The following is a 24,656-nucleotide window of genomic DNA, read 5'->3' on the forward strand; positions in this document are numbered from 1 at the left end:
AGATTGTATAAACAAATTAATTAAGATGTAATACGGAGTGGGTGTTTTATATGGAAATAATCGGAACTTCAATATTGATAGTTATATTTGCTTTTTTAATTGACAGCCTCTTGGGAGATTTTCTGGGCCGTTATCACCCTGTTTGTTTAATTGCCCTGTTAATTAATTTTTTATGGGAAAAGATTGTAACAATCAGTACTTCTTGGGGCTTTAATTTTCTTTTGGAAGGAAACAACTTTTCTGGTCTAGCTAAATTCGCCGGATTTTTAATAACGATTATAGTAGTTGGTGTGACTTTTACTTTAAGTTATTACTTAGCTTCCATGCATTTCATAATAGATATTTTATTAATATATTTTGCGTTATCTTATAAAAGTTTAGTGGAGCATCTGGCTCGTGTTTTATGTCCTTTATCACATGGTGATTTAATCAAAGCCAGGGAAGAATTGTCGAAAATCGTTGGTAGGGACGTGGACTATCTGGAGGAAGCTGAAATTGCCAGGGGTGGTATAGAAACTAGTGCAGAAAGTTTATGTGACGGAATTATAGCACCTTTATTTTTTGCTTTTATTGGTGGGGCCCCCCTGGTAATGTCCTATAAAGCAGTCAACACTTTGGATTCAATGATCGGTTACAACTTTTATCCCTACAAAGATCTTGGCTTTGCCTCGGCCAAGTTGGATGATGTATTAAATCTGATACCGGCTCGTCTAACTGCCGTTTTTATCTTAATTACATCATTACTAACAAAGAAAAACTTTGTTAAAGGCCTGCAAGTTATGAGACATGATGCATCAAAACATCCTAGTCCCAATGCCGGTTTTTCCGAATCAGTCATGGCCGGAATTTTGAATATCAAATTGGGTGGTGTCAACTATTACTCCGGAAATAAATCCTTCCGACATTATATGAATGAAACCGGGCATAGTCCTGACCATTTAGTATTAAGACAAGCAATTAATATAGTTCATCTTACAGCATGGATTGGACTAGCTATCATGGCTAGCTTGAAGTATTTACTGTGATATGGGAGAGGTGATAACAGTGGATAAGATCAAAGAGATAATCGGGAAGTTTTTAGGTGCTACTTCGTTGCTAACGAGAATTCCCGTTCCTGTTTGGGGATTTAGCTATCCTAATCCTTCTTGGACGCCTTATTTTCCTTTTGTAGGTCTTACTCTGGGAACAATTTATGTGATTGTAGATATGTTGATAAGTCCTCTACTGGTACCGGAAATTATGGCTTTTTTTATGGTATTACTTGATATATTTTTGTCCGGTGGCTTACATTTGGACGGTTTGGCTGATAGTTTTGATGGATATTTTAGCGGCAAGACTGGTACTGAATTGCTTGAAATTATGAGGGATAGCAATGTTGGAGCATATGGTGTAATAGCTCTATGGATCTTATTATCTGGCAAATGGCTATTATTAAGTTTTATTATTTCAATGGGTGAACCCATCTGGTTGTTGTTATTTCCTTGGGCAGGAAGATTGATTATGTGGCAGGTGTTAATATCTTATCCATATCCTGAAGGTGTTCGCGGGATGGGAGAAATTATAAAAGACTCAAAAGGTTTTAAAACAAGACAGGCCCTTATGGTACCGGTATTTAGTATAGTAATTGTTCTGTCTCTTTCTCTTTTGCTGACTGGTTTACAATATGATGAGCAATTAAACTTAAGCAATTATTTCTTAGTCATTCTGACCATTGTTGCAACTATTTTAGTTGTCGGGATTGTGACTAATATTTTTGTTAAAAATTTTAATGATAAACTAGGTGGAGTTACTGGGGATATATACGGAGCCAGTTGTGAAATTGGACAATTACTGGTTTTATCTTTTGGCGCAATATTAATGTGAATTGTTGATATAACTTCCGGAATATAAATTGTGGGAAATATAAGTTGGATGTAATATAATTCAGAATATATAAGTTGCAGAATAGGTGGGATTGCCATGAAAAGTCAGGTAAAAGTTCCTTTGACCTGTGGAGAATGGGTTCAAGGCACAATTGATGGTCAAGATTTTTTGGTGTCATGTCCAATCAATGCATTTAGCATAGTTACTTTAGAATTATTTGCAGTTGATGAAAGAACCGAAGTAAAACCAATTAGTGGTGTAAGATATGGCCCCCATGGGTTTCCCCAAATACCTGGGAAAGCAATACAAGCCCTGCAAAGATTTGTTTCTGAACCTAACAATGACTTAAATATACCTAGTAAAATTAAAATTGCAGATAAATATGGGATGAATCTAACTATTAAATCTGACCTTCCTTCAGCACAAGGTTTTGGAACCAGCAGTGCAGATATCTACGGAACATTATACAACTTATATAACTTGATAGGAGCTTCTTTTCATGATCAATATATCTTATCAAGTTCCTTGGCCAGGCAAGCAACTAAAATAGAACCTAGTGATACTAATTGTTTTCGTCAGCTGACTGCTATGAATCACAGAACAGGGAAAGGGGCCACCTATTTAGGAACTGTACCCAAGGGTCAAGTGGCTATTTTAAATTTTTATGGTTCAGTTGATACGGAGAAGTTTAATCAACAAAAAAATCTTAGGGAATTAAATAAAATAAAAGAACCACAGGTAGAAGCGGCTTACCGCTATTTGCTCCATGGAATACGCATCAAAGATTTAAAACTTATGGCAAAAGGCAGTACTTTAGGTGCTCGTAGTCATCAAGAGGTTTTGCACCGAGAAGAAGTAGAAAAAATATTGGAGCTATATCCAAAGGCTGGAGCCCTGGGAGTTATTAGAGCGCACAGTGGCACTGCTCTGGGCCTTATCTACCCAGAGGGCGATTTATATAAAAAATACTTTCGAGAATGGTATCTCAAATATCAAATTGAGGATACGGCCGAATTTTTAGGGTTTTATAATTTGGTTAATGGCGGGATAGATTAATGGAGGTGATTAATCATTAACTCTCATGGTGGACAAGTATGGCGTTGGCAACGAGAATTTAATTTAAATCCCAAAGAGATTATTGACTTTAGTGCTAATATTAACCCACTGGGGCCCCCTAAGGAAATTATTAATCAGCTAAGTTCACAGTTGGATGCATTGCAGCATTATCCAGAGCCTTATGGAATCAGTCTTAAACAAATTATAGCTGAACATCACGGAGTTTTGCCTGAACAGGTGATTGTAGGAAATGGAGCCAGTGAATTGATTGACTTAATTATCCTTCATAGGCTAGTGAAAAGTGATAATATTAATGAACATTTAACTGCTTTAATTCCCGAGCCTAATTTTAGTGAGTACAAGCGGGGAGTCCAGGCTTTGAGAGGGAAAGTTAATAGCTTTACTACTTTGTCATTAAATAATGATTTAAGCTATATGAAAACAAAAATGATGGAGATGCGACCACAGCTGCTATTTTTGTCGTCTCCCAACAATCCTACCGGTGAACTTATCAATAATTATACTTTGAAAAATATTGTCCAATCCATGGAGCAATGGGATGGAGAGCTTATTTTAGATTATTCTTTTCTTCCCTTTGTCAAGTCTTCTTGGCCAAAAGCCAGTTTAGAGGAGATAAACTTTGATCAAACATTTTTATTATTTTCTCTAACTAAGATGTTTGCCCTTCCGGGACTTAGATTAGGTTATGGAATTACGAGTCAAGAGAAGATATGGCAATTGGAAAAGTTAAGAAATCAATGGGCGGTTAATTCACTGGCACAGACAGCCTTTAAAGAGTGCTTTAGTTTACAAAACTATGAAAACAAAACTAGAAAGTTAATTCATAGCGAACGGGAAAGATTACGAGCAGAGCTGGAGTTTCTAGGATTTAGCACCTTTAAGTCTTCAGCTAATTTTTTACTAATTAAAAACAATAATTTTCCAGGTACTGTCAAGAACCTCTGGCATCATCTTGCCTGTAAGGGAATATTCATTCGGCTTTGTGAGAATTTCCAAGGACTTGATGAATCATATTTTAGGATAGCCATTAGATTACCTGAAGAAAATGACCGCTTTCTTGAGGAACTTAGCAGTTTTACACCTTAGTTTTAGGCTCTTTTATACTCCGTTGTTGATAGATTAACTCTTCGATTGAACGAATTTTGTGTAGAGTTAGTTGTAACAACCCGAAACATTGGATGTGAAATTGAAGAGTTCAACTATCAACATTCAACTTTAACATAGCCTAGTTTAAAGTAAATTTCTACGAGAGAAGGAGTGAGCTATTTTGACTAAAAATTTTATAGATAATAACTCGGCAGCAAGAAATCTGAGAGACAGAAACGTGACAGATAGAAACGTGGACGCGGCAGATAGTGACCTGGCACCATGTTTAATGCTTCAGGGGACCTCATCCCATGTAGGTAAAAGTGTCTTGGTTACTGCTTTTTGCAGAATTTTTTCTCGCCTAGGATATCGGATTGCACCATTTAAGGCTCAAAATATGGCAAATAATTCTTACGTAACCCCACAGGGTTATGAAATAGGTCGGGCTCAAGGTATACAAGCGGAAGCTGCTCAGAGACAAGCAAATACCAATATGAACCCGGTATTGTTGAAGCCATCTAGTGATGGAACCTCTCAAGTTGTATTGCACGGAAAACCCCGGGGTGAAGTAAAGGCCAGGGAATATAGAGAGGATTGGATAGCTTTTTTGTGGCCCCAAATCAAAACAGCCTTGTATGAACTGAGACGGGATTCGGATATGGTAATAATTGAAGGTGCTGGTAGCCCCAGTGAAATTAACTTGAGAGATGGAGATATGGCTAATATGAGTGTAGCCAAGGAAGCCTCAGCCAGGGTTCTTCTAGTAAGTGATATTGAACGAGGAGGAATGCTGGCGTCAGTTGTTGGCACCTTAGAGCTTTTACCAGAAGATGAAAGAGATTTAGTAAAAGGGATACTGGTTAATAAATTTCGTGGAGATCTATCTCTACTGCAACCCGGGTTAAAATTTTTGGAAGAAAAGACAAATAAACCTGTACTAGGAACTTTGCCATATATTAAGGAAAAATTAGTCGATGAAGAAGATTCTGTAGCACTGGAAGAAAATAAAAATACTCAGACTAACAGGACTCAAGGAAAAAACAGCCGCCCCCTTATAAAAATTGGCGTAGTAAAACTGCCACGGATTTCTAATTTTACTGATTTTGAACCATTAAAAGAACATCCTGCAGTAGAATTGCGATACCTTCCATTAGAATCGAAAGCACCTAAACTAGATTGCTTGATCATTCCAGGTACTAAAGCTACATTGGCGGATTTACAGGAATTTGTGAATTCCACCTTATATGTTTCCTTATCAGAACAAAAACAACTAGAAAATCTCCCTATTTTTGGAATTTGTGGTGGTTATCAAATGTTAGGATTGTCACTAAATGATGAACAAGGTATAGAAGGAAAGGCTGGAGAACTTTTAGGATTAGGGCTGTTACCTGTGGTGACTAATTTTTCCCCGGGAAAGCACACTTATAGAACAGCTCTTACGGTGAATCAAAGTGAATCTTCTAGTTCTAAAAACAGCTATACATTTGATCGTTTATTCAGTGATTTAAAGGGAACTCGACTAATAGGATACGAAATCCACATGGGGGAAACTGAACCGGTTGAACCCGGATATAGCTGGCTTATCGACGAGAATAATCAACCGAAAGGCACATTTTCTCAAAACGGGCGTGTAATGGGAACTTTTTTACATGGTATTTTTAATAATAATTCATTCACTAATTGGTTTCTTTCCTGGGTTGTTTTATGGAATGAATGTGGATCTTCCCAGGATTTTTTGCAGAAAAATGAAGGGTATTTGAGTGATATGGAGAAATTTAATATATTGGCAGACCATGTAGAATCTGCTCTGGATATGGGATATATATCTAAAATGTTAAATTGCAATTTGCAATGTAAAAATTAACTACAAATTGATGAAAAGGTGACTTTAAATGGGTATTATCTGGGATTTGGATGGTACTTTATACAATTTCTACTTACCGGCCAAAATATCTTTACATGTAACCTGGGAATATGGATGGTATAATGACTATGTAAAGAAACAGGAGTGTTACCACTTTTTTGAACAATCTCATGGTGAATATGTTTGGGAATTGAGGTTCTGGGAACAATTATATAAATCAACTCAGAAAAACTATGGCCAGGAGACCACAATCAATGCCATGGCCGATATCATTAACAAGGCCTGGTATATAAATAATAATCCTAACTCAAAATCCAATGCATATGAACTGGGAAAACTGTGGTGGAAAACTTTTTTTGAGAACTTATCTCCAGAACCCTGGGTGTTACCACTTCTAAGAAAATTATTCAAGCATGGGATTCCCATGGGATTGTTGTCAAATAGCCCACGGGAAATGGGAAAGTTAAAATTAAAGCATTTAGGATTAGAAGATTTCTTTAATGAAGAAAATACGATTTGGACAGTGGATACTGGGTATTTTAAACCAGATAAATATCCATTTCTACTTATGAGTGAGATACTAAATTGTCAAACTAACCAGGTTTTAGTGGTAGGGGACAATTATAAAACTGATGCCTTGGGAGCTCAAAATGCCGGAATGACTTATTTTTTGTACAAGGGAGATAACTTTGGAGAATTACTGAAAAGACTTAAAGCTTTTTGGAGGTGAAGTTTGTGTTGAAACTGAGAGACTATATTAGAGATATTCCGGATTTTCCTAAAAAAGGAGTTGTGTTTAAAGATATTACCACAGCTTTGAAAGATCCCGAATTATTAGCGGAAATTATAATTAACTTATCCAGTCATTACGAAAAGGAAGTACCAGACAAAATTGTAGGCATAGAGTCTAGGGGCTTTATACTGGGGCCAGCTATAGCCAAAGAACTAGGTGCTGGGTTTGTTCCTGCCCGAAAAGGCGGAAAACTGCCATCTAAGACAGCGTCTCAAGAGTATAATACCGAATATTCCACAGATGTTTTAGAAATTCATGAAGATGCTATAGAAAAGAATGAAAGAGTTTTAATAGTTGACGATTTATTGGCCACAGGTGGAACTGCTCAAGCCACAGCAAAAATTGTAGAACAGCTGGAAGGACAAGTGGTGGGTTTTGCTTTTATGTTAGAGTTATCTTTTCTTAAGGGCCGTGAAAAGATAGGCGATTATCCAATAAAAGTGTTAGAGCAATTTTAGAGCTTATTAGGCAAGCAAATCAAAGGTGATGTATTACAAAGCCAATAAAAAAGTAGCAGATTAAAATACTGCTGCTTTTTTATTAGCTTGTTTTATTAAATACAGCTTTTTACTAAAAGGATGATGATATTAATGAAACATAAAAACATGGAATATTTAAAAGAAATATATAGTCAAAATGAGAATGGTGATTTTATTTTAGAAGTGTTTCTAGATAGATATACTGACGCTTTTAATGAATGGGATAGTGCATTCTTAGATGTTAGGGATTTACATCCTGGACTTGTTTATTTTTTAGAAAGATGTTCAAAAGATATCCCATATAATAAAAACATTGAACTAAATTTTATGGTATCGGAAAACAAAGATAGTTACAATGAGCAAGTACTAATAAAAGCACTTAGGGCTAACTTTAAGTATCAATTATTATCCCTTCAGGAAGATTTGAGAAAATTAAATATAAGTATATTTAAATACTTTTTAATATCTGTAACCTTGTTATTACTATCTTTTGCTTTAAAGCCAGACTTGGAATTTAATATGTTAAGCACTACTTTGCTTGAAGGTGTAATCATAGGTGGTTGGGTTTTTTTATGGCAAGCAATTTCTTTATTTTCATTCAATAGACCAGAGTTAATTGAAAAATTGAAAGAATATAATAGATTACTTAATTCAAAAATCACCTTTAGTTACAAGAGTGATTAAATTAAAAAAGGGCTGTATCTTTCCATGTGTAAGTTAAAACATGGAAAGATACAGCCCTATTACTAGTGTTATACTTTAAATAATTTATTGTAACAGTAGTTTATGATATCTCCTCTTTTAACTATTCCGATAAAGTACTGTTGATCATCAATTACTGGAACGAAATTCTGTCTGGCAGCTAACAAGACAAGCTCTTCTATTGAAGCGTTTATTGATACGGTTTTATTCATCATATTTTTTGGAACTTCTCTTAATTTGATATTGTTAGTATCTTGAAAGCTTAACTGGTCATTTTTTATTTTCCATAGTAAATCTCCTTCAGTAATTGTTGATACGTAATGACCACTATCATCTAAAATAGGTATTGCAGTATAGCGGTGGTATTCCATTCGTTCAAGAGCCTGGCGCATAGTTGAGTTTTCATTTTCATAAATAACTTCACTTTTTGGAACCAGGAAAAAAGCAACTAGAGGTTGTTCCAATTTAACCATATAAGCATCACCTGCTTTTTAGTAATGAGTGAACCCATATTATTATACTACAGTTGCGACAAATGTGAAAATAATTTGTTCTTTCTGATTCCTTCTGTGGTCTTTTCTATTATAATTGTTTCCAAACAGATAGTTCTAACTTGATTTTTGAATATTATATTCCAATATTTTTACTTTTATTGAATGTTATAATTAAATTAAAAGTGGAGACAGGGGTGAACTGGTAAATGAAATTGATTTCATGGAACGTAAATGGTTTAAGAGCATGTCTCAAGAAAGGATTTTTAGAGTACTTTAATGAGGTTTCCGGAGACATTTTTTGTGTTCAGGAAACAAAGTTACAAGAAGGTCAGATAGACTTAGAGTTACCTGGGTATTTTCAGTACTGGAATTATGCTGAGAAAAAAGGGTATTCAGGAACAGCTATTTTCACAAAAATCCAACCATTAACTGTCCAGTATGGAATAGGTGAAGCTAAGCATGATAAAGAAGGAAGAGTTATTACTTTAGAATTTTGTGATTACTATTTGGTGAATGTGTATACTCCTAACTCTCAAAGAGAACTAGCCAGGTTGGATTATAGATTACAGTGGGAAGATGCTTTTAAGAATTACTTAGTCAATTTAGATTCTGAAAAACCTGTGATTGTATGTGGTGATCTAAATGTAGCACATAAAGAAATTGATTTGAAAAATCCCAAAAATAATAAAAGAAATGCTGGGTTCACAGAAGAAGAACGGAATAAGTTGACTGAACTTTTAAATGCGGGCTTTATTGATACATTTAGATACTTCTATCCCGATACAGAAGGTGCATATACCTGGTGGTCGTACATTACAAAAGCAAGAGAAAGAAATGCTGGCTGGAGAATTGATTACTTTTTAGCCTCTCAGAAGTTAGATAACTGGTTAACTGATGCAGAAATCCATGCAGATATAATGGGAAGTGACCATTGCCCTGTGGCATTAAAATTGGCGTCTTAAATTTAAAATAACAGTAAGCTTTAAAATGGCTGTATTTACCACGTAAAATTAAAATACTTTTTGTATCCCCCTTCGTCTATTATAAAAGCAAAGAGAAAAGTTTTGAATTTGGAGGGGGACATATATGAACAAAAAAATCTGGTACAGTTTTGGAGTAGTAATGTTTCTTGTAGCTACGGTCATCGGAATTACAGTATTCATACCAACTATTTTTGATGATTATTCTGAAGATACTCTAGCCCAGGAAGAATTGGCCCAAAGATACGAAAAACTACAAGAAGAAAACCAAGCATTGTCCCAAGAACTAGCGGAACTTATTGAGACCATGGAAGATAGTGATAAAATTGTTGATCACTATGAGGAAGAAATAGACAAGCTAGAAGAGGAACATAAACGGTTACAATTGGAGATAGACAGGCTTCAAACAGAAAAAGATCATTTAAAAAAAGGTACTGATAATAATCGTGAAAATTATTCACCTTCAGGGGATAAAATTGCTTATCTTACATTTGATGATGGGCCTAGTCATAATACGGAACAGATCTTGGATATCCTCAAAGAGCATGATATACCAGCTACCTTTTTTGTAAATGGGAATGATACCTCTTTTGGTCATAAGATGTATCAGCGGATGGTTAACGAAGGACATGCTATAGGTAATCATACTTATACTCACAACTACGATAAAATATATAGTTCACCGGAAGATTTTATGGAAGATTTTTACGAATTAGAAGAACTTTTGGATAGAGTTATAGGAGTTAAACCGGAAATAATGCGTTTTCCTGGTGGTTCTAAAAGTGCAAGTGCCCTGGATGTGGCAGGCTACGACATAATTGAAGATATCATTGAGAAGTTAGAAGAAGAGAATTATGCTTATGTTGATTGGAATGTGACTTCAGGTGATGCTAGCACTCCTCCATTGAGTAAAGAAAAAATCACTGAAAATGTTATTTCAGGAGCAAAAAATCAAGAAGAGGCAGTTATATTGTTTCATGATAGTGCTGCTCGAGAAACCACAGTAGAAGCTTTACCTCAAGTGATTTCGAAGCTACAAGAAATGGGATTTGCTTTTGATATTCTATCTAAAAGTGAAAACATGGTACAGTTTAGTAGATGACAGTTTCCTTTTAACAAATCAGGTAAATCAATAGATATTAAAAAATAGATATTTAGAAATCATCTGAGTTAATGATATAGACCTGCTTGAAATAAGCAGGTCTTTGTTTATTTTAATTTAATTAGGAAAACCTATGATGTAAGAGACACAAAAACTAGAACAGTAGTAAAAACTAGAACAGTAGTAATCAGTAGTATGGTAGGTGATAAAATGGGCAGTTTAATCAGTGAATTTGATACTCAAGAAATTTTAAGCTTTTTAAGAACTTTGGTTGAGCATGAGTCCCCCAGTAACAATAAAGAAATAACAAACAAACTGGGGAATTATTTGGGTCAACACTTTCAACAGCTGGGGTTTGACATAGAAATAATAGAGAACAAGGATTATGCAAATCATATATTAGCCAGTTGGGGCAAAGGAGATACCAATATTCTAGTCTTGGGTCATATAGATACGGTTTGGGAGGCCGGAGAAATTGAAGAAAGACCCTTCAAAATAGAAGGTGATAAAGCTTACGGGCCAGGGGTATGTGATATGAAAGGAGGTATAGCCCAGGGTTATTTCGCTGCAAAAAAAGCCCTGGATCGTGGTTTGTCAGCTCAAGAAAAAAGTATCAATTTTTTATTTACAAGTGATGAAGAAGCAGGAAGCTTGTCATCTCAATCCATCATAGAAAAGAAGGCACAAAATGCCGATGTAGTTCTGGTATTAGAACCACCTGTGTCACCTCATGGAGCTCTAAGGTATCGGTATGTTTGACCTGTTAGTAAAAGGAAAAAGCTCTCATGCTGGCTCACAACCCAAAGAAGGAGTGAGTGCCATTGAAGAATTAGCTCAACAAATATTGAAGCTACATGGTATGACAAACTATCAAAAAGGTAATACGGTTAATGTAGGTGTTGTAAATGGTGGGACCCAGTCCAATGTAATTGCAGGTGAAGCTTATGCTGAAGTTGACGTACGAATAACAAAAGCCTCTGAAGTGGATAATATTATTAATTCAATACAAAAATTGCAACCTATAATGTCTGAAACTGAATTGGAAATTCAAGGGGGATTAAATAGACCACCAATGGAACGTACTTTCGCCATAAAAAAACTATTTCACCATGCTAAACATTTAGCAGATGAATTAGGAATTGAGCTGGCTGAAGAATCATCAGGTGGAGGCAGTGACGGGAACTTCACAGCAGCTTTAGAAATACCAACTTTAGATGGACTTGGTTCTGTAGGACAAGGAGAACATTCCAAAAATGAGTTAATTTATATAAATTATTTGCCAGAAAGAACAGCTTTATTAACTAGATTGTTTGAAACCTTATAATATTTTTACCTTAACTTGACATTATTTTAGCTTATGATAAAATTTTACATTAGATTTACAAATTTTGTAGGAGGCGATATTTAATTCATGAGTGACCTTACAAGAGAAGAATTGAAAGAAAAAATTTCTGATTTGGACATCGAATTTATTCGTCTACAGTTTACTGATGTTTTTGGTATTATGAAAAGTATGTCTGTCACTGTTGACGAGTTAGATGCGGCTATGGATGGTGAACTGATGTTTGATGGGTCTTCAATTGATGGTTTTGCTAGGATTGAAGAATCTGATCAGGTATTAATCCCGGATACTTCAACTTTTAATGTTATGCCCTGGAGACCATCGGAAAAAGGTGTTGCTAGCATGATTTGTGATGTTTACAACACTGATGGTACACCATTTGAAGGATGTCCAAGAAATATCTTAAAAAAAGCCGTACAAGAAGCAGAAGAGATGGGATATGAATTTAATGTAGGACCTGAAGGAGAATTTTTTCTATTTCACACTGATGAAAAAGGACGCCCGGTATTTGATGTACATGATACAGCAGGATACTTTGATCTAGCTCCCTATGATATGGGGGAAGATGCCAGAAGAAGTATTATATTGACGATGAAAAAAATGGGCTTTAGGATTGAAGCCTCTCACCACGAAGTAGCGAAAGGCCAACATGAAATAGATTTCAAGTATGATGAAGCAGTAACTACAGCTGATAATTGGATGACTTTTAAAGATATTGTCAAAAATATTGCAAAAAATCACGGATTGTATGCAACTTTCTTGCCCAAGCCATTTTCTAACGACAATGGCAATGCAATGCACTGTAACCAATCTTTATTTAAAAATGGAGAAAATGCTTTTTATGACTGTAATGATCAAGAAAATGGGCAATTAAGCGATATTGCTTATTACTATATTGGTGGATTGTTAAAACATGCTAAAGGTATGACTTTAGTTGCCAACCCAATCGTTAACAGTTATAAACGCTTATTACCAGGATATGAAGCACCTACTAACATTGCTTGGTCAACTAAAAATCGCAGTACACTTGTAAGAGTGCCTGCTTCTAGGGGATGTAGTACCAGAATTGAACTTAGAAATCCAGATCCAACTGCTAATCCATATCTAATTTTTGCTGTTATGCTGAAGGCAGGTTTAGAAGGGATTAAAAATAAGATTACTCCACCACCAGATATAGAAGAGAATATATTTGAACTTTCCCTTGAAGAACAACAAAAGCTAAATGTAGATTTATTACCCAGAGATATGTACGAAGCCATTAATGAAATGAAAAAAGATTCTTTAGTAAGAGAAGCTCTTGGTGAACATGTTTACAATTTATATTTAAAGGCTAAATTTGACGAATGGGTTTCATATAACAAACAAGTGCATGATTGGGAAATTGATAATTATCTATCCAAGTATTAAAAATAAATAAGCTAGCCAGATTTTTTCATCTACCTTAGGGGTTGTCCAAGCGACAACCCCTATCTTAATTTCGCATGTCCCAGTATTAATTATGAGCTGGGTAAATTATTTTTTGAATAATGAATAAATTACACCCATTATGAAACCACTTATATGTGCCCACCAGGCTACAGAGACAGCTTCTCCAGGGGCAGGCAATGCGGCATTGGCACCTTGGATTAATATCCAAATGCCCAGAAAAATAACAGCCGGAAGATGAATAAACGTAATAAAAATACCGATGGGGACTAGTGTAAAAACTTTAGCGTAAGGGAAAAAAATAAAATAAGCTCCTAGTACTCCGGCAACGGCACCACTAGCACCTATGGCAGGTTGAACTGATAAAGGATCACTCAATAGATGGCCCAGGCTACCAAAGATTGCAGCTACTAGGTAAAATAACAAAAATCTAAAACTACCCAGTTTATCTTCTACATTATCACCAAAAACCCAAAGATATAACATATTGCCGGCTAAATGTATTAAATTTCCGTGAAAAAAGGCAGAAGTTACAGGTGTGGCTAGAGGTAGTAAAGAAAGTTCGCCTTGGTTATAAGCTAGTACTATTCTTTTTGGAATGAATCCAAACTCTGCTATTAGGAGCTGGAGCTGATCAGGTGGTAGTTGAGTTTGCTGAAAAAATATCCAAATATTAAGAATGATTAATCCTACCGTCATTACAGGTAACTTTCTTGACCTAATATTGTCTTTTAATGGTATCATAATAAAACATACACCTCGTTTTTGTTTAAGAGATATATCATATATATAAAACTATTATAACTGTTATTATTAACTAAACCAAATTTTGTCATTAGACTTAGTGATAATACCGATTTAAGACCAAATTGTTATAAAAAACCACAGGATCATTATTACTTCAATAAAGAGCTTAACAGCTATACCACCGGCAAATCCAACAAAAGTTCCTAAGCTGGTTTTAAAGGCACTGTCTATCTCGGTGCCTTTTATTAATTCAGCTAAGAAAGCTCCTAAGAAAGGCCCTAAAATTAAACCTGGAAGTCCTAATGTTACCGTACCTAAAAACAATCCTATTATTGTGCCCAGAAGGGCTTGATTGGAAGCTCCAAATTTTTTAGCTCCTAAGGCTGCCGCTAAGTAGTCGATTAACAGGACCAACCCTGTGGCAGCTCCTTGAATAAGGAAAAATGTTGTCGATAAGTTACTGAAACCTGTTAAAATTCCGTAACTCAACATTCCCAAATAAATCAAAATAACTCCGGGGAGCACTGGCAGTATACTACCGATGATTCCGGTAATGAAGAAAACTATGGCTATAATTATTGCTATAAATGAATCCAATTAGAAGGTCCTCCTTTTGGTATTTACACTAATATTATTATATTATATAATTCCAAAATTGGCATGGGGATGAAATTTGTTAAAAAAATTTAAGAGTCAACTTTTGTATAGGTATTGCATAGGATTAAAAAGTGTGGAGTTAACACAACAATAGGAGGAGGTGTAAACTATGAAATTATCTTTCCATGTACCTTTTATTGAAGCAGATGTAGATATTGATGTTAAGAAAAATCAACAAAGTGCAGTGACTCACAGTCACTTAAAGCATAAGGCAAGAGAAAAAAGTGAACATATAAGAAATGAACATGAAAAAAAGTTTTATATGTATGTTATTGAATCATAAGGTAGTTGTTAAAAATTGAATCAGGCCCTGTTTTGGGCCTGTTTTTTTTAAAAGTTGTGTTAAAGTTGAATGTTGATAGTTGAGCTCTTCAATTTCACATCAAATGTTTTGGGTTGGTACATCTAAAACTCCCCAACAGTAGAATTAAAGATTCCTGATCAGCTGCTCATCTTAGAGCATAATCAGCAAATAACATCCTGTTATTTGACTTTAATTCTACTGTTGGATCGTTAAGATATAATATCAACCTTACACAAAATTCGTTCAATCGAAAAGTTCAACTATCAACAACGGAGTATAAAAGAGCCTTTTTAAAAAATAAAATATTAAAGTTGGTGATTCCGAGTCATGGAATTAGAACTCCCGGTCTGTTCCGGGAAGGGGTAAAGTTTGTTTTTGTTGAACTTAATCATTAATAGTCTTTTAATAGCTTAATTTACTCTTTAAAAAGGAAGGTGTTAAAAGTGAATGTTAAGGGATTTATTGATGTCACCATGACAGCTTATCATGGATTAAAAGGGTTCCCGACCCCCTGGATTTTAGATTATCAGATGGAAGCTACTGCAACTCATGAAACTCATAATCGATCTGTCACTAAGTTATCGACCTCAACTCATACAGGGACCCATATAGATGTACCAGCACATTTTTTGAGAAATGGAGCCACTTTAGATAAGTTCTCTATAGAAGATTTTTTAGGAACTGGTTATTTACTGGACTTTTCTTATAAAAACAGCTTAGATGGTATAGATATACAAGATATTAAAGAAACAGGTTATCAAATAGGTGCAGGAGATATTGTGATTTTTAGAACTGATTGGTCTGATCACTTTCCGTCAAAAAAGTATTTTAGCCAAGCTCCTTTTATTACACAAGCAGCTGCAGATTTTTTATGTGAACGAAATGTGAAAGCAATAGGTGTAGATACTGCCAGTGTAGAAGATCCCAGAGAATTGAGCCCTCAAAAGGCTTCAGCCATTCATCAGAAATTGCTAGGATCAGGAATGTATATTATCGAAGGTTTGACAGAATTAAAACAAATTCCTGAAGGACAAATTGAGATTATTTGCTTTCCTTTAAAACTTAAATCAGCAGATGGAGCTCCTGCCAGAGTCGCATTAAAACCTGTTAAATAATTTTTTTAAAAAAATTGATAAAAAGTTTACTTTTTATGGTATTGTCTCTCATTTTTTTACATGATATATTTCGGGACAGGAAAAAATAAAGGAGGGAGTTGTATTGTCTTTAAAAATTCTAGGTATTTTATTGTCACTGCTACTAGTATTACCAGTAATTGGATGTGAAGACCAGGTCGAAACAGATGAAACAGCTCAGGAAGAAGAAGTTAAGGACAAGGAAGAAAAATCCGAAGAAAAAAACGAAGACGAAGAAGAAGAGAAGGACCAGGAATTTGAAGAAAAGTATCAGTTAGGAGAGACAATAGAAAAAGGTGATGTGGAATTTACAGTTCACAGTGTCAGATGGGATGATGGTTCTTATTTAGAAGACTTGGGTGAAGAAGAAAAAGAAATGCTTCAGTTACCGGAGGGATACGATTACTTAATTGCCGAAATTGAAATAGTTAATAATGCAGATGAACAGGCAACTTTAGGTATAGCCCAAGTTTTTGAAGCTAGTGATGATGATGGACAAATTTACGATTATTCTAATGTTCCTGAAACTAAAGATGTGGTAGGACCTTTTGCTCCCGGTGAAGCAATGGAGGGCGAAGTAGCTGTGGAAGTACCTGATGATTTATCCCAGTACTATCTTCACTTTACTCCAGATGTCTTAGGCTTTGAAGAGGCAGTTGTCGAAATAGAAGCTGATGAAATTCAATAATATAATTTTTATGATTAATAAGTTAATAAAATGCTGAGTATTATAGCTCATTTTAGTCGTTTTGATTATAATGTTTCATTATCTATAAAAATAACCTCCTTAACCTATAACAGGAAAAGGAGGTTATTATATTTATTCATTTTAGCTAGTTATAGTTAAGTTAGCTAGACAAAGATTAATACTGATGGGGGCTAGGGTCTGTGCTATCGGTTGATTCAACTTCTTGGTACCACTGGAATTTTTGGGTGAAATATAAAGTTGCACCTCCGTATTGACCAGCTTGTCCTCCTCTATCGTAAGCACCAGTGCCCAATTGAATGGCATTTTCAGATAGAATATTGTCACGATGTCCTTCGGAATCCATCCACATGTCTAAAATATTTTCCGCCATTGACAGGTAAGTTTCGTCATAAAAACTACTCATGGCAATGTTTTCGGCTATACTGGGATTAAGTATTCCTGCCAGCTCTCCCCGGTCGGAAGGACTATATCGGTCACTGTTATAACTGTTGTTATGGCTAAAAAACTCCTGTTCCGCCATGCTTTTTGAATGGTTCCAGGCAGCAATCTCTAGTTCGACGGTATGTTTTAATTCACTCAAATTATGTTCGGCACGGATTTCATTGGTAACGTAGAAAATAGCTGCATTTAGTCTGGGATAATCCAAATTATCGAAGTCTACACTTTGGTGGAAAAGTTCATTTTCCCTAAAGTTTGAGGTGTTATAATTATTGTAATCTTCAAGGGTCCAATTATCAGCTATTTGTTCATCGTCTTCAGGGACATCTTGTTCTGGATCGTCTTTCTCATTGTCCTCTTTATTGTCTTTTTCGTTCTCACGGTCTTTTTCATCATAATCATTTCTATCGTTTTCGTCTTCAGTATCTGTGTCTCTATCTTGTCCACTATCTTCTCCCTTATCTTGTTCTGGGCTTTCTAAGTCTTCTTGAGTATCATCTTCTTTTTTATCATCTTCTGTATCATCTTCTGTTTTGTCTTCTTCCTGGTTAAAGTCTGTAAAAACTCGGACGGTATTTGTGTCGCCATCCCACTGTATGTATGAGCCTAAAGCTTCACTAGCAGCCCTTATTGGTACTAGAGTTCTTGAATTTACGATATTTGGAGAAACGTCCGTTGAGATGATTTCACCATTTACTATTAGACTAATTTCATCTCTAGACTGGTTTAGAGGGTTAGAGATTGTGCCACCTTCACGGGCTATTAGTACACTTTTAGTGTCACCATCCCAGTCCACATAAGCACCTAAATTTTCACTAATAACTCTGATAGGGACCATTGTTCTACTATCTTCTATCTTAGGTGGTACCTCTGTTGGGATTTGTTCACCATCTACCTCAATTTTGGCTGTCTCTGCTCCTGAAGTAGTGCTAGGAATAGCAATCAGGCATGCTACTGCAGCAGACAAGAAGACTTTTTTGTAATTCAAATAGAAACACTCCTTTCAAATTTTTTGTTCAATTGTTTTCTATATTTCTTACTCTGATTTTACATCATTAGATGCGAGAACTTAATAACCCATAGTTATGTAATTGCTGGGGACATTACCTCAAGATTGAAACAAATACATTTTTTTCTATTGAAAACATTGTGATTGACTCTCATTAGGCAATTTTGAGACTCAAATTAAAATTTAGATTCAATTTTAAGTTGTTGTGAAATTTCTTCTAAACTATGAACAGGAGTTAGACATGTGAAATCTTTACAAACATAAATTGTTGGTTTGTTGTCTTTTTGGTTCCTGTTGTTGACTATAGGGGCGAGTTCTTCTAATTGCCTTCCTTTTCTATCTTCAGTTTTTACTAGTAAAAATCTATTAGGATGAAACCCCTTAATTAAAGCTTCTACTAGCACAGATGTTGCTTCATCAGGTTCAGGATCTGAAACTACGGTGATTTCTTCCGTTGTTGTCAAAACCAAATATACAGCAGTTAAAAAATGAGTATAATATATGGGTGATTTATTTACACTTCCGCCAAAGGAATTGATTTGCCTTTCAGCTAGTTCTTCCAGGGAAGTTTTTCCTGTTAAATGAAATAGTTCTAATAGATTCCTCGTTGCCACAGAATTCCCTGAGGGAAGAGCGCTATCATCTATCTCTTTTGGTCTAGATACTAAAGTTTCACTGTCGTGTCCGTACAGATAAAGGCCCCCTTGGTCTTGATCCCAGAATAATTTGATCATTTCATCATTAAAAATTAGTGCTTTTTCCAAATAGTAGGGTTCAAAGGAAGCATTATATAATTCAATTAGCCCCCAAACAAGATAAGCGTAATCATCCAAAAATCCTGGGATTGAAGCTTCTCCGTCTCTGTAACGTGTTAATAACCTTTGATTATTGGTGATTAAATTTTTTTCAATAAATCTGTAGGATGATTGAGCCATGTTCAGATATCTCTCATCATTTAAAACCCTACTTCCCTTGGCTAAGGCCGCAATCATGAGACCGTTCCATGATGTTAATATTTTATCATCTTTAAAGGGATGTTCCCTCTGTTCTCGGTATTCAAATAATTTTTTTAAGTCTTTTTGGAATTCGTCTTTTTCTGGATTTTTCCCAATTAAATTCGGAATACTGTTTCCGTGTTCAAAATTGCCGTTTGCAGTGATATTGTATTGCTTGCAAAATTCCTGTCCTCGAACTTCACCCAGGACTTCAATAACTTCTTGTGGAGTAAAGACGTAAAACTTCCCTTCTTCGCCTTCACTATCAGCATCTTCAGCTGAATAAAAACCACCTTCAGGTGATGTCAGTTCCCGGGATACATATGTGAATATTTCTTGAGCTATTTCTTTAAAAAAGTTATTTCTAGTGATTTCATAAACTTCTAGATAGGCAATTGCTAACAAGGCATTATCATATAACATTTTTTCAAAATGAGGTACTAACCATTTTTTATCAGTGGAGTACCTGCAGAACCCATATCCAATATGGTCATAAATACCACCGCGGTACATTGATGTTAATGTTTTTTTAACCATATGTAAAGCAGATTCGTTACCAGTCAAGTGATAATATCTGAGTAAAAAGTATAAATTATGAGGACTGGGGAATTTTGGAGCACTTCCAAAGCCACCGTATTCTTCATCAAAGTTTTCTTCAAGCTGTGAAAATGCAATGTGAAGACTTTCTTCAGTTACATTACCGGGAGCATGAGTAAAGAAGTGGTGTTCTACTGCTTGAGTAATTTCATTTCCAATATTAATTAGTTCATAACGGTCATTTTGCCATTTGCTAGATACCTTTTCAAGTATATCTTTTAATCCGGGCATTCCTAATCGGTTTTCTTTTGGGAAGTAGGTACCAGCGTAAAAGGGATTTTTATCGTGATTCAGAAAAACTGTTAGGGGCCAACCTCCTCGGCCAGTTAAAGCTTGACAGGCTGACATGTAAATTGCATCAATATCCGGGCGTTCTTCCCGATCTACCTTAATGGAAATAAAGTTTTTATTTAGAATTCCAGCTATTTCATGATCTTCAAAAGATTCCTGTTCCATGACATGACACCAGTGGCAGGTCGAGTAGCCAATACTCAAGAAAATAGGCTTATCCTCTTTTTTGGCTTTTTCAAAAGCTTCTTCACTCCAGGGAAACCAATCTACAGGGTTATGTGCATGTTGTAACAGATATGGTGATTTTTCATTTGCCAATCTATTTACCGTGCCATGCATATTTTCCTTTGGCATCTTATCACGCTCCTATCTAAACTAGTTATTTATTTCTAGTATTTGAATACGTAAAGGAATTATTATTCTAATATTGCTCTAATAAAAGCAGCTCCGGGTAAAATTTCTCGGAGCTGCAATAACTTAAAGTCAAATAATTAAACTTAAATTATATAAGTTAATATTTAATCTTGACATCGTATTTTTTTAACCAAGTATTAACTTGCCCTAAGTGTGCTAGTAATTGTGGACCAGACATTAATTGCCCAAAAAAAGGAGTTTTAATAGAGGTTCCTTTGCTTTTAACAAGATCTTCAAGGGTATCTTTTTGGATAAATTCAAGCAATGGGGCATTCGGATCATCTAAAATTTCAGTTTGCACCCATGTAGCAACTGCTTGACTGTATTTTGGGTGATAGGTTTTGGGGTAAGGATTCTTTTTTCGATTTAATATAGCGTCTGGCAACACATCTTCAAGAGCTTTTCTTAAAATCCACTTTTCTTGTTGATTATGCCATTTCATGTAGGCTGGGATATTCCAAACATATTCGACTAAATTATGATCAGCAAAAGGTACACGAACCTCTAAACTAGCCCCCATACTCATCCGGTCTTTTCTATCCAAAAGAGTAGTCATAAACCAGATCATATTCAAATAGGAAATTTCACGTCTTTGTTTGTTTACACTCTTTTCTCCTTCTAAATAAGGAGTCTCTTGTATAGATTCTTGATATCTAAAACGAACATAATCTTCCAATTGTAATTTGCTTTTCCAAGGTTCTCTTAATAATCTTTCCCGCAAATTTATTGAATCCATCCATGGGAAATAAGGACGATTCATTAGTTCTTCACGATAAAACCAGGGGTATCCACCAAAAATTTCGTCAGCACATTCACCTGATTGAGCTACTGTTGCATTCTTTTTTATTTGTTTACAAAACCATAATAGTGAAGAATCAATATCTGCCATACCGGGTAGATCTCTAACATAAACCGCTTCTTTTAAATAGTTTACCAGAGTCTCTATTGAAATGACATTTTGATGATGAGTTGTGCCAAATTGGTTGGAAACTACATCAATCCACTGTTTATCACCAGTGGGCTGAAAATTATTCGATGAGAAATAACGCTCATTTTCTTCATATGAGATTGAATAGGTGTTTAGTGGATTATAACCCTCTTTTCGTGTCAATTTTTTAGAAGCAAAAGCTGTTAAAGCGGAAGAATCTATTCCTCCTGATAAAAAAGTACAAATTGGAACATCCGATACCAACTGTCTTTGAACCGCATCCTTCAATAGATCGTGTACTTTTAAAGCAGTTACTTTTTTACTATCTTTGTGCACTGAACTTTTAACTTGCCAGTATCTCCAAATCTTGAAGTTGTCTTTATCAAAAACCATTGCATGAGCTGGCCGAAGCTCTGAAATGTCGGAAAAAACACCATGACCTGGAGTCCTAGATGGAGAAAGGGCAAAAATTTCTTTCAGACCTTCCAAATCAATATGACTGTCAATATATCTATTAGATAGTAATGCTTTAAGTTCAGAACCGAATATTAAACCTTCCTGTTTGATAGCGTAAAATAAAGGTTTAACACCTAATCTGTCTCTTGCCATAAACAATCTTTCTTTATTTTTGTCCCAAATAGCAAAGGCAAAAATTCCGTTTAACTTTTCCAAGCATTTCTCTTTCCATTCAATAAATGAAGTAAGTAGAACTTCAGTATCAGAATTAGTGGTGAAGTGATGTCCTAGAGACTTAAGTTCTAATCGCAGTTGTTCTGTATTATATAATTCTCCATTATAAACAATAGTGAATTGAGACCTTCTACATTCTTTACTCATAGGCTGTTTACCAAAAGCAGGATCGATTACAGCCAATCGAGTATGACCAAATGCTACGTGTCTATCAAGCCAAATTTGTTTATCATCAGGACCACGGTGTTCCAAAGTGTTCGTCATTTGTTTAATTTGTTTTTCCTCTTCCTCCAAATTTTTTTTAAAATTAACCCAACCTGTTATTCCACACATTATTAGCCACCCTTTTGAAAATGATTTTCATTATCATGGTTTCTATTATACTATTAGCTGAGATTAAGTTTCGTGCATTTTATCATGAGTTAACAAAGAATATCATACACGAGTACACTATTAATGTGATTTATCCTGGCAAAACAAGTAACAGAAAGGATGGTAAAATGTGTGGGTTTGTTTGTTATATACCTAAAAAAGAAAAAGGTAATTTGTATAGTAAAAACATGAAAATAAAAATTCAGAATAAGGTGAAAGATGCCGCAGAAGTTATAAGTCATAGAGGCCCAGATGATAGTGGTTATTATAGCGATAAAAATATTTCTTTAGGGTTTAAACGACTAAGTATTATTGACTTGGAAGGCGGGAAGCAACCACTATCTTATTTTAATAACCGTTACCAAATAGTTTTTAATGGGGAAATTTACAATTACCTAGAATTAAGAAATGAATTAATCAATACTGGAGTTAATTTAAACACAGAATCAGATACTGAAATTATTGTTGCTTTATATCATCAGCATGGTTCTGAAATAGCTCATAAATTAAGGGGTATGTTTTCTTTTATTATTTGGGATTCAAAGCTAAAGAAACTGTTTGGTGCTAGAGACTATTTTGGTATAAAGCCGTTGTATTATTCAGACCATGATGAGTTTATAGTATTTTGTTCAGAGAAAAAAGCGTTGTTACAATTTATAGAAACTGACCTGGATTACGAGACTTTACAACATTATCTTACTTATCAGTATCCCCCGGAACCTAATACAATGGATAAAAACATTAAAAAAATACCGCCAGGTACTTGCTTTTACTATGATACCAAAAGTCAATCTGAGTGTTTATCTTTAAATAAATATTTCAGTCTAAAACTCAATCCTAATAAAAACTACATCAATCAAGAAGAAAAGTTGGTTAGTCAAGTTAAAGTTGCTTTAGAAAAATCTGTTAAATTGCATATGAGAAGTGATGTTCCAGTAGGTGCCTTTTTATCAAGTGGTATAGATTCTACTGGTATAGTAGCTTTAGCTAAAAAGATTCATCCAGATATCAAAACTTTTACGAGTGGATTTTCAAGAGAAGGTTATAATGAAGCTGATATAGCTAAAGATACGGCAGAAAAAATAGGTGTGGATCATTACACTAAAACTGTAACTGCGGAAGATATTATGAGAGACTTGCCAACAATAATTTGGCATATGGATGACCCGGTTGCTGACCCCGCAGCCATTCCTTTGTATTACGTTAGTCAAGAAGCTTCAAAACAGGTTAAAGTTGTCTTATCAGGTGAAGGTGCTGATGAATTGTTTGGAGGATACAATATTTATAGAGAACCAGGGGATTTGAAAAAGTTCACTTCTTTACCAATTACCTTAAAAAAATCATTATTTTATTTAAGTCGGATTCTACCTGATGGTGTAAAAGGAAAAGAGTTTATTAGTAGAGGTATTCTTCCTATTGAAAAAAGGTATTATGGTAATGCTAGGATTTTTAAAGAGTTAGAAAAAGCTAAGTTTTATCAAAAGTTTGATTCTGGAAAAAAATTTTATGATATTACTCAATCCTATTATAAAGAAGCTAAAAACATGGAAAGCATAGAAAAAATGCAGTATATTGACTTGAACACCTGGCTTTCCGGAGACATACTTATTAAGGCAGATAGAATGACTATGGCACATTCTTTAGAATTGCGGGTTCCCTTTTTAGATAAAAGTGTTTTTAATATTGCGAAGCAAATACCATCTGAATTTAAGGTAACTCCAGAAACTACTAAATATATTTTGAGAAAAGCTCTGGAAACCGAGATACCCGATTCTATCATAAACAGAAAAAAATTAGGATTCCCGGTTCCCATAAGATTGTGGTTAAAAGAAGAAATGTTTTCTTGGGCAAGAACCATTATCAAAAATAGTGACACAGATTATTTATTCAACAAGCAAGCGGTATTAAAGCTACTAGAAGATCACCGAAAAAACAAGGGAGACTATAGCCGCAAAATTTGGACTGTACTAACTTTTATGATTTGGCATAAAAATATGGTGGTAGAAAGAAAGGCTTATTAATTGGTTAAGCAGATTTAATAAATTACTTTATTAATAATCACATCTTATAGTAAATAATTATAATATATAGCAACTAAAATTTATAAACTTTGAGTGCAAAGGTGTACTCTAGTGAGCAAAGGCGTTCACTTGTACAGTTGTATT

General features: G+C 34.9%; 23 protein-coding genes. 17 read left to right on the plus strand and 6 right to left on the minus strand.

Annotated elements, in window-relative coordinates; genetic code table 11:
- The first annotated feature begins 50 nt into the window (after window positions 1-50).
- The 8 genes from cbiB to NTHER_RS04855 all read left to right on the plus strand — a co-directional run bounded on the left by cbiB (window position 51) and on the right by NTHER_RS04855 (window position 7,846).
- Window positions 51-1,025 (plus strand): adenosylcobinamide-phosphate synthase CbiB, encoded by a 975-nt coding sequence (cbiB, locus tag NTHER_RS04820; protein WP_012447403.1) that lies wholly within the window; start codon window positions 51-53, stop codon window positions 1,023-1,025.
- Between the two features lie 19 nt (window positions 1,026-1,044).
- Window positions 1,045-1,863, plus strand: a complete 819-nt coding sequence (cobS, locus tag NTHER_RS04825; RefSeq protein WP_012447404.1) for an adenosylcobinamide-GDP ribazoletransferase — start codon at window positions 1,045-1,047, stop codon at window positions 1,861-1,863.
- Window positions 1,864-1,959: 96 nt separating this feature from the next.
- The gene (locus tag NTHER_RS04830) at window positions 1,960-2,919 is read left to right on the plus strand and encodes a GHMP family kinase ATP-binding protein (RefSeq protein WP_012447405.1); all 960 of its coding nucleotides are present in this window, start codon (window positions 1,960-1,962) and stop codon (window positions 2,917-2,919) included.
- A gap of 81 nt (window positions 2,920-3,000) precedes the next feature.
- The gene (locus NTHER_RS04835; RefSeq protein ID WP_274377067.1) at window positions 3,001-4,026 is read left to right on the plus strand and encodes a pyridoxal phosphate-dependent aminotransferase; all 1,026 of its coding nucleotides are present in this window, start codon (window positions 3,001-3,003) and stop codon (window positions 4,024-4,026) included.
- Between the two features lie 181 nt (window positions 4,027-4,207).
- Complete coding sequence (locus NTHER_RS04840) at window positions 4,208-5,890, plus strand: cobyric acid synthase (protein WP_012447407.1); 1,683 nt, start codon at window positions 4,208-4,210, stop codon at window positions 5,888-5,890.
- A gap of 28 nt (window positions 5,891-5,918) precedes the next feature.
- The gene (locus tag NTHER_RS04845; RefSeq protein ID WP_012447408.1) at window positions 5,919-6,620 is read left to right on the plus strand and encodes an HAD family hydrolase; all 702 of its coding nucleotides are present in this window, start codon (window positions 5,919-5,921) and stop codon (window positions 6,618-6,620) included.
- 5 nt (window positions 6,621-6,625) lie between these two features.
- Complete coding sequence (locus NTHER_RS04850; protein WP_012447409.1) at window positions 6,626-7,141, plus strand: adenine phosphoribosyltransferase; 516 nt, start codon at window positions 6,626-6,628, stop codon at window positions 7,139-7,141.
- Between the two features lie 132 nt (window positions 7,142-7,273).
- Window positions 7,274-7,846, plus strand: a complete 573-nt coding sequence (locus NTHER_RS04855) for a hypothetical protein (protein WP_012447410.1) — start codon at window positions 7,274-7,276, stop codon at window positions 7,844-7,846.
- A 68-nt stretch (window positions 7,847-7,914) separates the two neighbouring features.
- Here the strand turns inward: NTHER_RS04855 and NTHER_RS04860 are convergent, their stop codons facing one another.
- Complete coding sequence (locus NTHER_RS04860) at window positions 7,915-8,337, minus strand: CBS domain-containing protein (RefSeq protein WP_012447411.1); 423 nt, start codon at window positions 8,335-8,337, stop codon at window positions 7,915-7,917.
- Between the two features lie 227 nt (window positions 8,338-8,564).
- Here NTHER_RS04860 and NTHER_RS04865 point away from each other — a divergent pair, with 227 nt between their 5' ends.
- The 5 genes from NTHER_RS04865 (at window position 8,565) to glnA (ending at window position 13,189) form a co-directional block, all read left to right on the plus strand.
- A complete protein-coding gene (locus NTHER_RS04865; RefSeq protein WP_012447412.1) occupies window positions 8,565-9,320 on the plus strand; it encodes an exodeoxyribonuclease III in 756 nt (251 codons plus the stop codon).
- 124 nt (window positions 9,321-9,444) lie between these two features.
- The gene (locus NTHER_RS15130) at window positions 9,445-10,440 is read left to right on the plus strand and encodes a polysaccharide deacetylase family protein (protein ID WP_012447413.1); all 996 of its coding nucleotides are present in this window, start codon (window positions 9,445-9,447) and stop codon (window positions 10,438-10,440) included.
- 195 nt (window positions 10,441-10,635) lie between these two features.
- Window positions 10,636-11,199, plus strand: a complete 564-nt coding sequence (locus tag NTHER_RS15135; protein WP_052291950.1) for a M20/M25/M40 family metallo-hydrolase — start codon at window positions 10,636-10,638, stop codon at window positions 11,197-11,199.
- Window positions 11,192-11,764, plus strand: coding sequence for a M20/M25/M40 family metallo-hydrolase (locus NTHER_RS15140; RefSeq protein WP_052291951.1), 573 nt, complete (start codon window positions 11,192-11,194; stop codon window positions 11,762-11,764). Before NTHER_RS15135 ends, NTHER_RS15140 begins: the two co-directional genes overlap by 8 nt.
- A gap of 87 nt (window positions 11,765-11,851) precedes the next feature.
- Window positions 11,852-13,189, plus strand: a complete 1,338-nt coding sequence (glnA, locus tag NTHER_RS04880; RefSeq protein WP_012447414.1) for a type I glutamate--ammonia ligase — start codon at window positions 11,852-11,854, stop codon at window positions 13,187-13,189.
- A gap of 105 nt (window positions 13,190-13,294) precedes the next feature.
- On the opposite strand, the gene NTHER_RS04885 is transcribed toward glnA, so the two are convergent.
- Window positions 13,295-13,951, minus strand: coding sequence for a rhomboid family intramembrane serine protease (locus NTHER_RS04885; protein WP_012447415.1), 657 nt, complete (start codon window positions 13,949-13,951; stop codon window positions 13,295-13,297).
- Window positions 13,952-14,065: 114 nt separating this feature from the next.
- Window positions 14,066-14,551 carry a DUF456 domain-containing protein gene (locus NTHER_RS04890; RefSeq protein WP_012447416.1) on the minus strand — a complete coding sequence of 162 codons (486 nt, stop codon included), beginning with the start codon at window positions 14,549-14,551 and terminating at the stop codon, window positions 14,066-14,068.
- A 169-nt stretch (window positions 14,552-14,720) separates the two neighbouring features.
- On the opposite strand from NTHER_RS04890, the gene NTHER_RS15880 reads away from it, so the two are divergent.
- The 3 genes from NTHER_RS15880 (at window position 14,721) to NTHER_RS04900 (ending at window position 16,736) form a co-directional block, all read left to right on the plus strand.
- Entirely contained in the window at window positions 14,721-14,894 is a 174-nt protein-coding gene (locus tag NTHER_RS15880) for a hypothetical protein (RefSeq protein WP_012447417.1), read from the plus strand.
- 464 nt (window positions 14,895-15,358) lie between these two features.
- A complete protein-coding gene (locus NTHER_RS04895) occupies window positions 15,359-16,030 on the plus strand; it encodes a cyclase family protein (RefSeq protein WP_012447418.1) in 672 nt (223 codons plus the stop codon).
- 103 nt (window positions 16,031-16,133) lie between these two features.
- Window positions 16,134-16,736: a DUF4352 domain-containing protein gene (locus NTHER_RS04900; protein WP_012447419.1), complete on the plus strand. Its 603-nt coding sequence runs from the start codon at window positions 16,134-16,136 to the stop codon at window positions 16,734-16,736.
- A gap of 175 nt (window positions 16,737-16,911) precedes the next feature.
- On the opposite strand, the gene NTHER_RS15145 is transcribed toward NTHER_RS04900, so the two are convergent.
- The 3 genes from NTHER_RS15145 to asnB (NTHER_RS04915) all read right to left on the minus strand — a co-directional run bounded on the left by NTHER_RS15145 (window position 16,912) and on the right by asnB (NTHER_RS04915) (window position 22,452).
- Window positions 16,912-18,183 carry a stalk domain-containing protein gene (locus NTHER_RS15145; protein ID WP_012447420.1) on the minus strand — a complete coding sequence of 424 codons (1,272 nt, stop codon included), beginning with the start codon at window positions 18,181-18,183 and terminating at the stop codon, window positions 16,912-16,914.
- A gap of 197 nt (window positions 18,184-18,380) precedes the next feature.
- The gene (locus tag NTHER_RS04910; RefSeq protein WP_012447421.1) at window positions 18,381-20,441 is read right to left on the minus strand and encodes a thioredoxin domain-containing protein; all 2,061 of its coding nucleotides are present in this window, start codon (window positions 20,439-20,441) and stop codon (window positions 18,381-18,383) included.
- A gap of 157 nt (window positions 20,442-20,598) precedes the next feature.
- Window positions 20,599-22,452: an asparagine synthase (glutamine-hydrolyzing) gene (gene asnB, locus NTHER_RS04915; RefSeq protein ID WP_012447422.1), complete on the minus strand. Its 1,854-nt coding sequence runs from the start codon at window positions 22,450-22,452 to the stop codon at window positions 20,599-20,601.
- A 167-nt stretch (window positions 22,453-22,619) separates the two neighbouring features.
- On the opposite strand from asnB (NTHER_RS04915), the gene asnB (NTHER_RS04920) reads away from it, so the two are divergent.
- Window positions 22,620-24,512 carry an asparagine synthase (glutamine-hydrolyzing) gene (gene asnB, locus NTHER_RS04920; protein WP_012447423.1) on the plus strand — a complete coding sequence of 631 codons (1,893 nt, stop codon included), beginning with the start codon at window positions 22,620-22,622 and terminating at the stop codon, window positions 24,510-24,512.
- The last annotated feature ends 144 nt before the right edge of the window (window positions 24,513-24,656 follow it).

Origin of the sequence: Natranaerobius thermophilus JW/NM-WN-LF (assembly GCF_000020005.1) — a bacterium.
In the GTDB taxonomy this organism is placed as follows: domain Bacteria; phylum Bacillota; class Natranaerobiia; order Natranaerobiales; family Natranaerobiaceae; genus Natranaerobius; species Natranaerobius thermophilus.

What these genes read in the sequence shown, in the direction of transcription:
- cbiB (WP_012447403.1), top strand. Translation starts at nt 51, where the DNA reads ATGGAAATAATCGGAACTTCAATATTGATAGTTATATTTGCTTTTTTA.
- NTHER_RS04830 (WP_012447405.1), top strand. Translation starts at nt 1,960, where the DNA reads ATGAAAAGTCAGGTAAAAGTTCCTTTGACCTGTGGAGAATGGGTTCAA.
- NTHER_RS04845 (WP_012447408.1), top strand. Translation starts at nt 5,919, where the DNA reads ATGGGTATTATCTGGGATTTGGATGGTACTTTATACAATTTCTACTTA.
- NTHER_RS04855 (WP_012447410.1), top strand. Translation starts at nt 7,274, where the DNA reads ATGAAACATAAAAACATGGAATATTTAAAAGAAATATATAGTCAAAAT.
- NTHER_RS04860 (WP_012447411.1), bottom strand. Translation starts at nt 8,337, where the DNA reads ATGGTTAAATTGGAACAACCTCTAGTTGCTTTTTTCCTGGTTCCAAAA.
- NTHER_RS04865 (WP_012447412.1), top strand. Translation starts at nt 8,565, where the DNA reads ATGAAATTGATTTCATGGAACGTAAATGGTTTAAGAGCATGTCTCAAG.
- NTHER_RS15130 (WP_012447413.1), top strand. Translation starts at nt 9,445, where the DNA reads ATGAACAAAAAAATCTGGTACAGTTTTGGAGTAGTAATGTTTCTTGTA.
- NTHER_RS15135 (WP_052291950.1), top strand. Translation starts at nt 10,636, where the DNA reads ATGGTAGGTGATAAAATGGGCAGTTTAATCAGTGAATTTGATACTCAA.
- NTHER_RS15140 (WP_052291951.1), top strand. Translation starts at nt 11,192, where the DNA reads ATGTTTGACCTGTTAGTAAAAGGAAAAAGCTCTCATGCTGGCTCACAA.
- glnA (WP_012447414.1), top strand. Translation starts at nt 11,852, where the DNA reads ATGAGTGACCTTACAAGAGAAGAATTGAAAGAAAAAATTTCTGATTTG.
- NTHER_RS04885 (WP_012447415.1), bottom strand. Translation starts at nt 13,951, where the DNA reads ATGATACCATTAAAAGACAATATTAGGTCAAGAAAGTTACCTGTAATG.
- NTHER_RS15880 (WP_012447417.1), top strand. Translation starts at nt 14,721, where the DNA reads ATGAAATTATCTTTCCATGTACCTTTTATTGAAGCAGATGTAGATATT.
- NTHER_RS04910 (WP_012447421.1), bottom strand. Translation starts at nt 20,441, where the DNA reads ATGCCAAAGGAAAATATGCATGGCACGGTAAATAGATTGGCAAATGAA.
- asnB (WP_012447422.1), bottom strand. Translation starts at nt 22,452, where the DNA reads ATGTGTGGAATAACAGGTTGGGTTAATTTTAAAAAAAATTTGGAGGAA.
- asnB (WP_012447423.1), top strand. Translation starts at nt 22,620, where the DNA reads ATGTGTGGGTTTGTTTGTTATATACCTAAAAAAGAAAAAGGTAATTTG.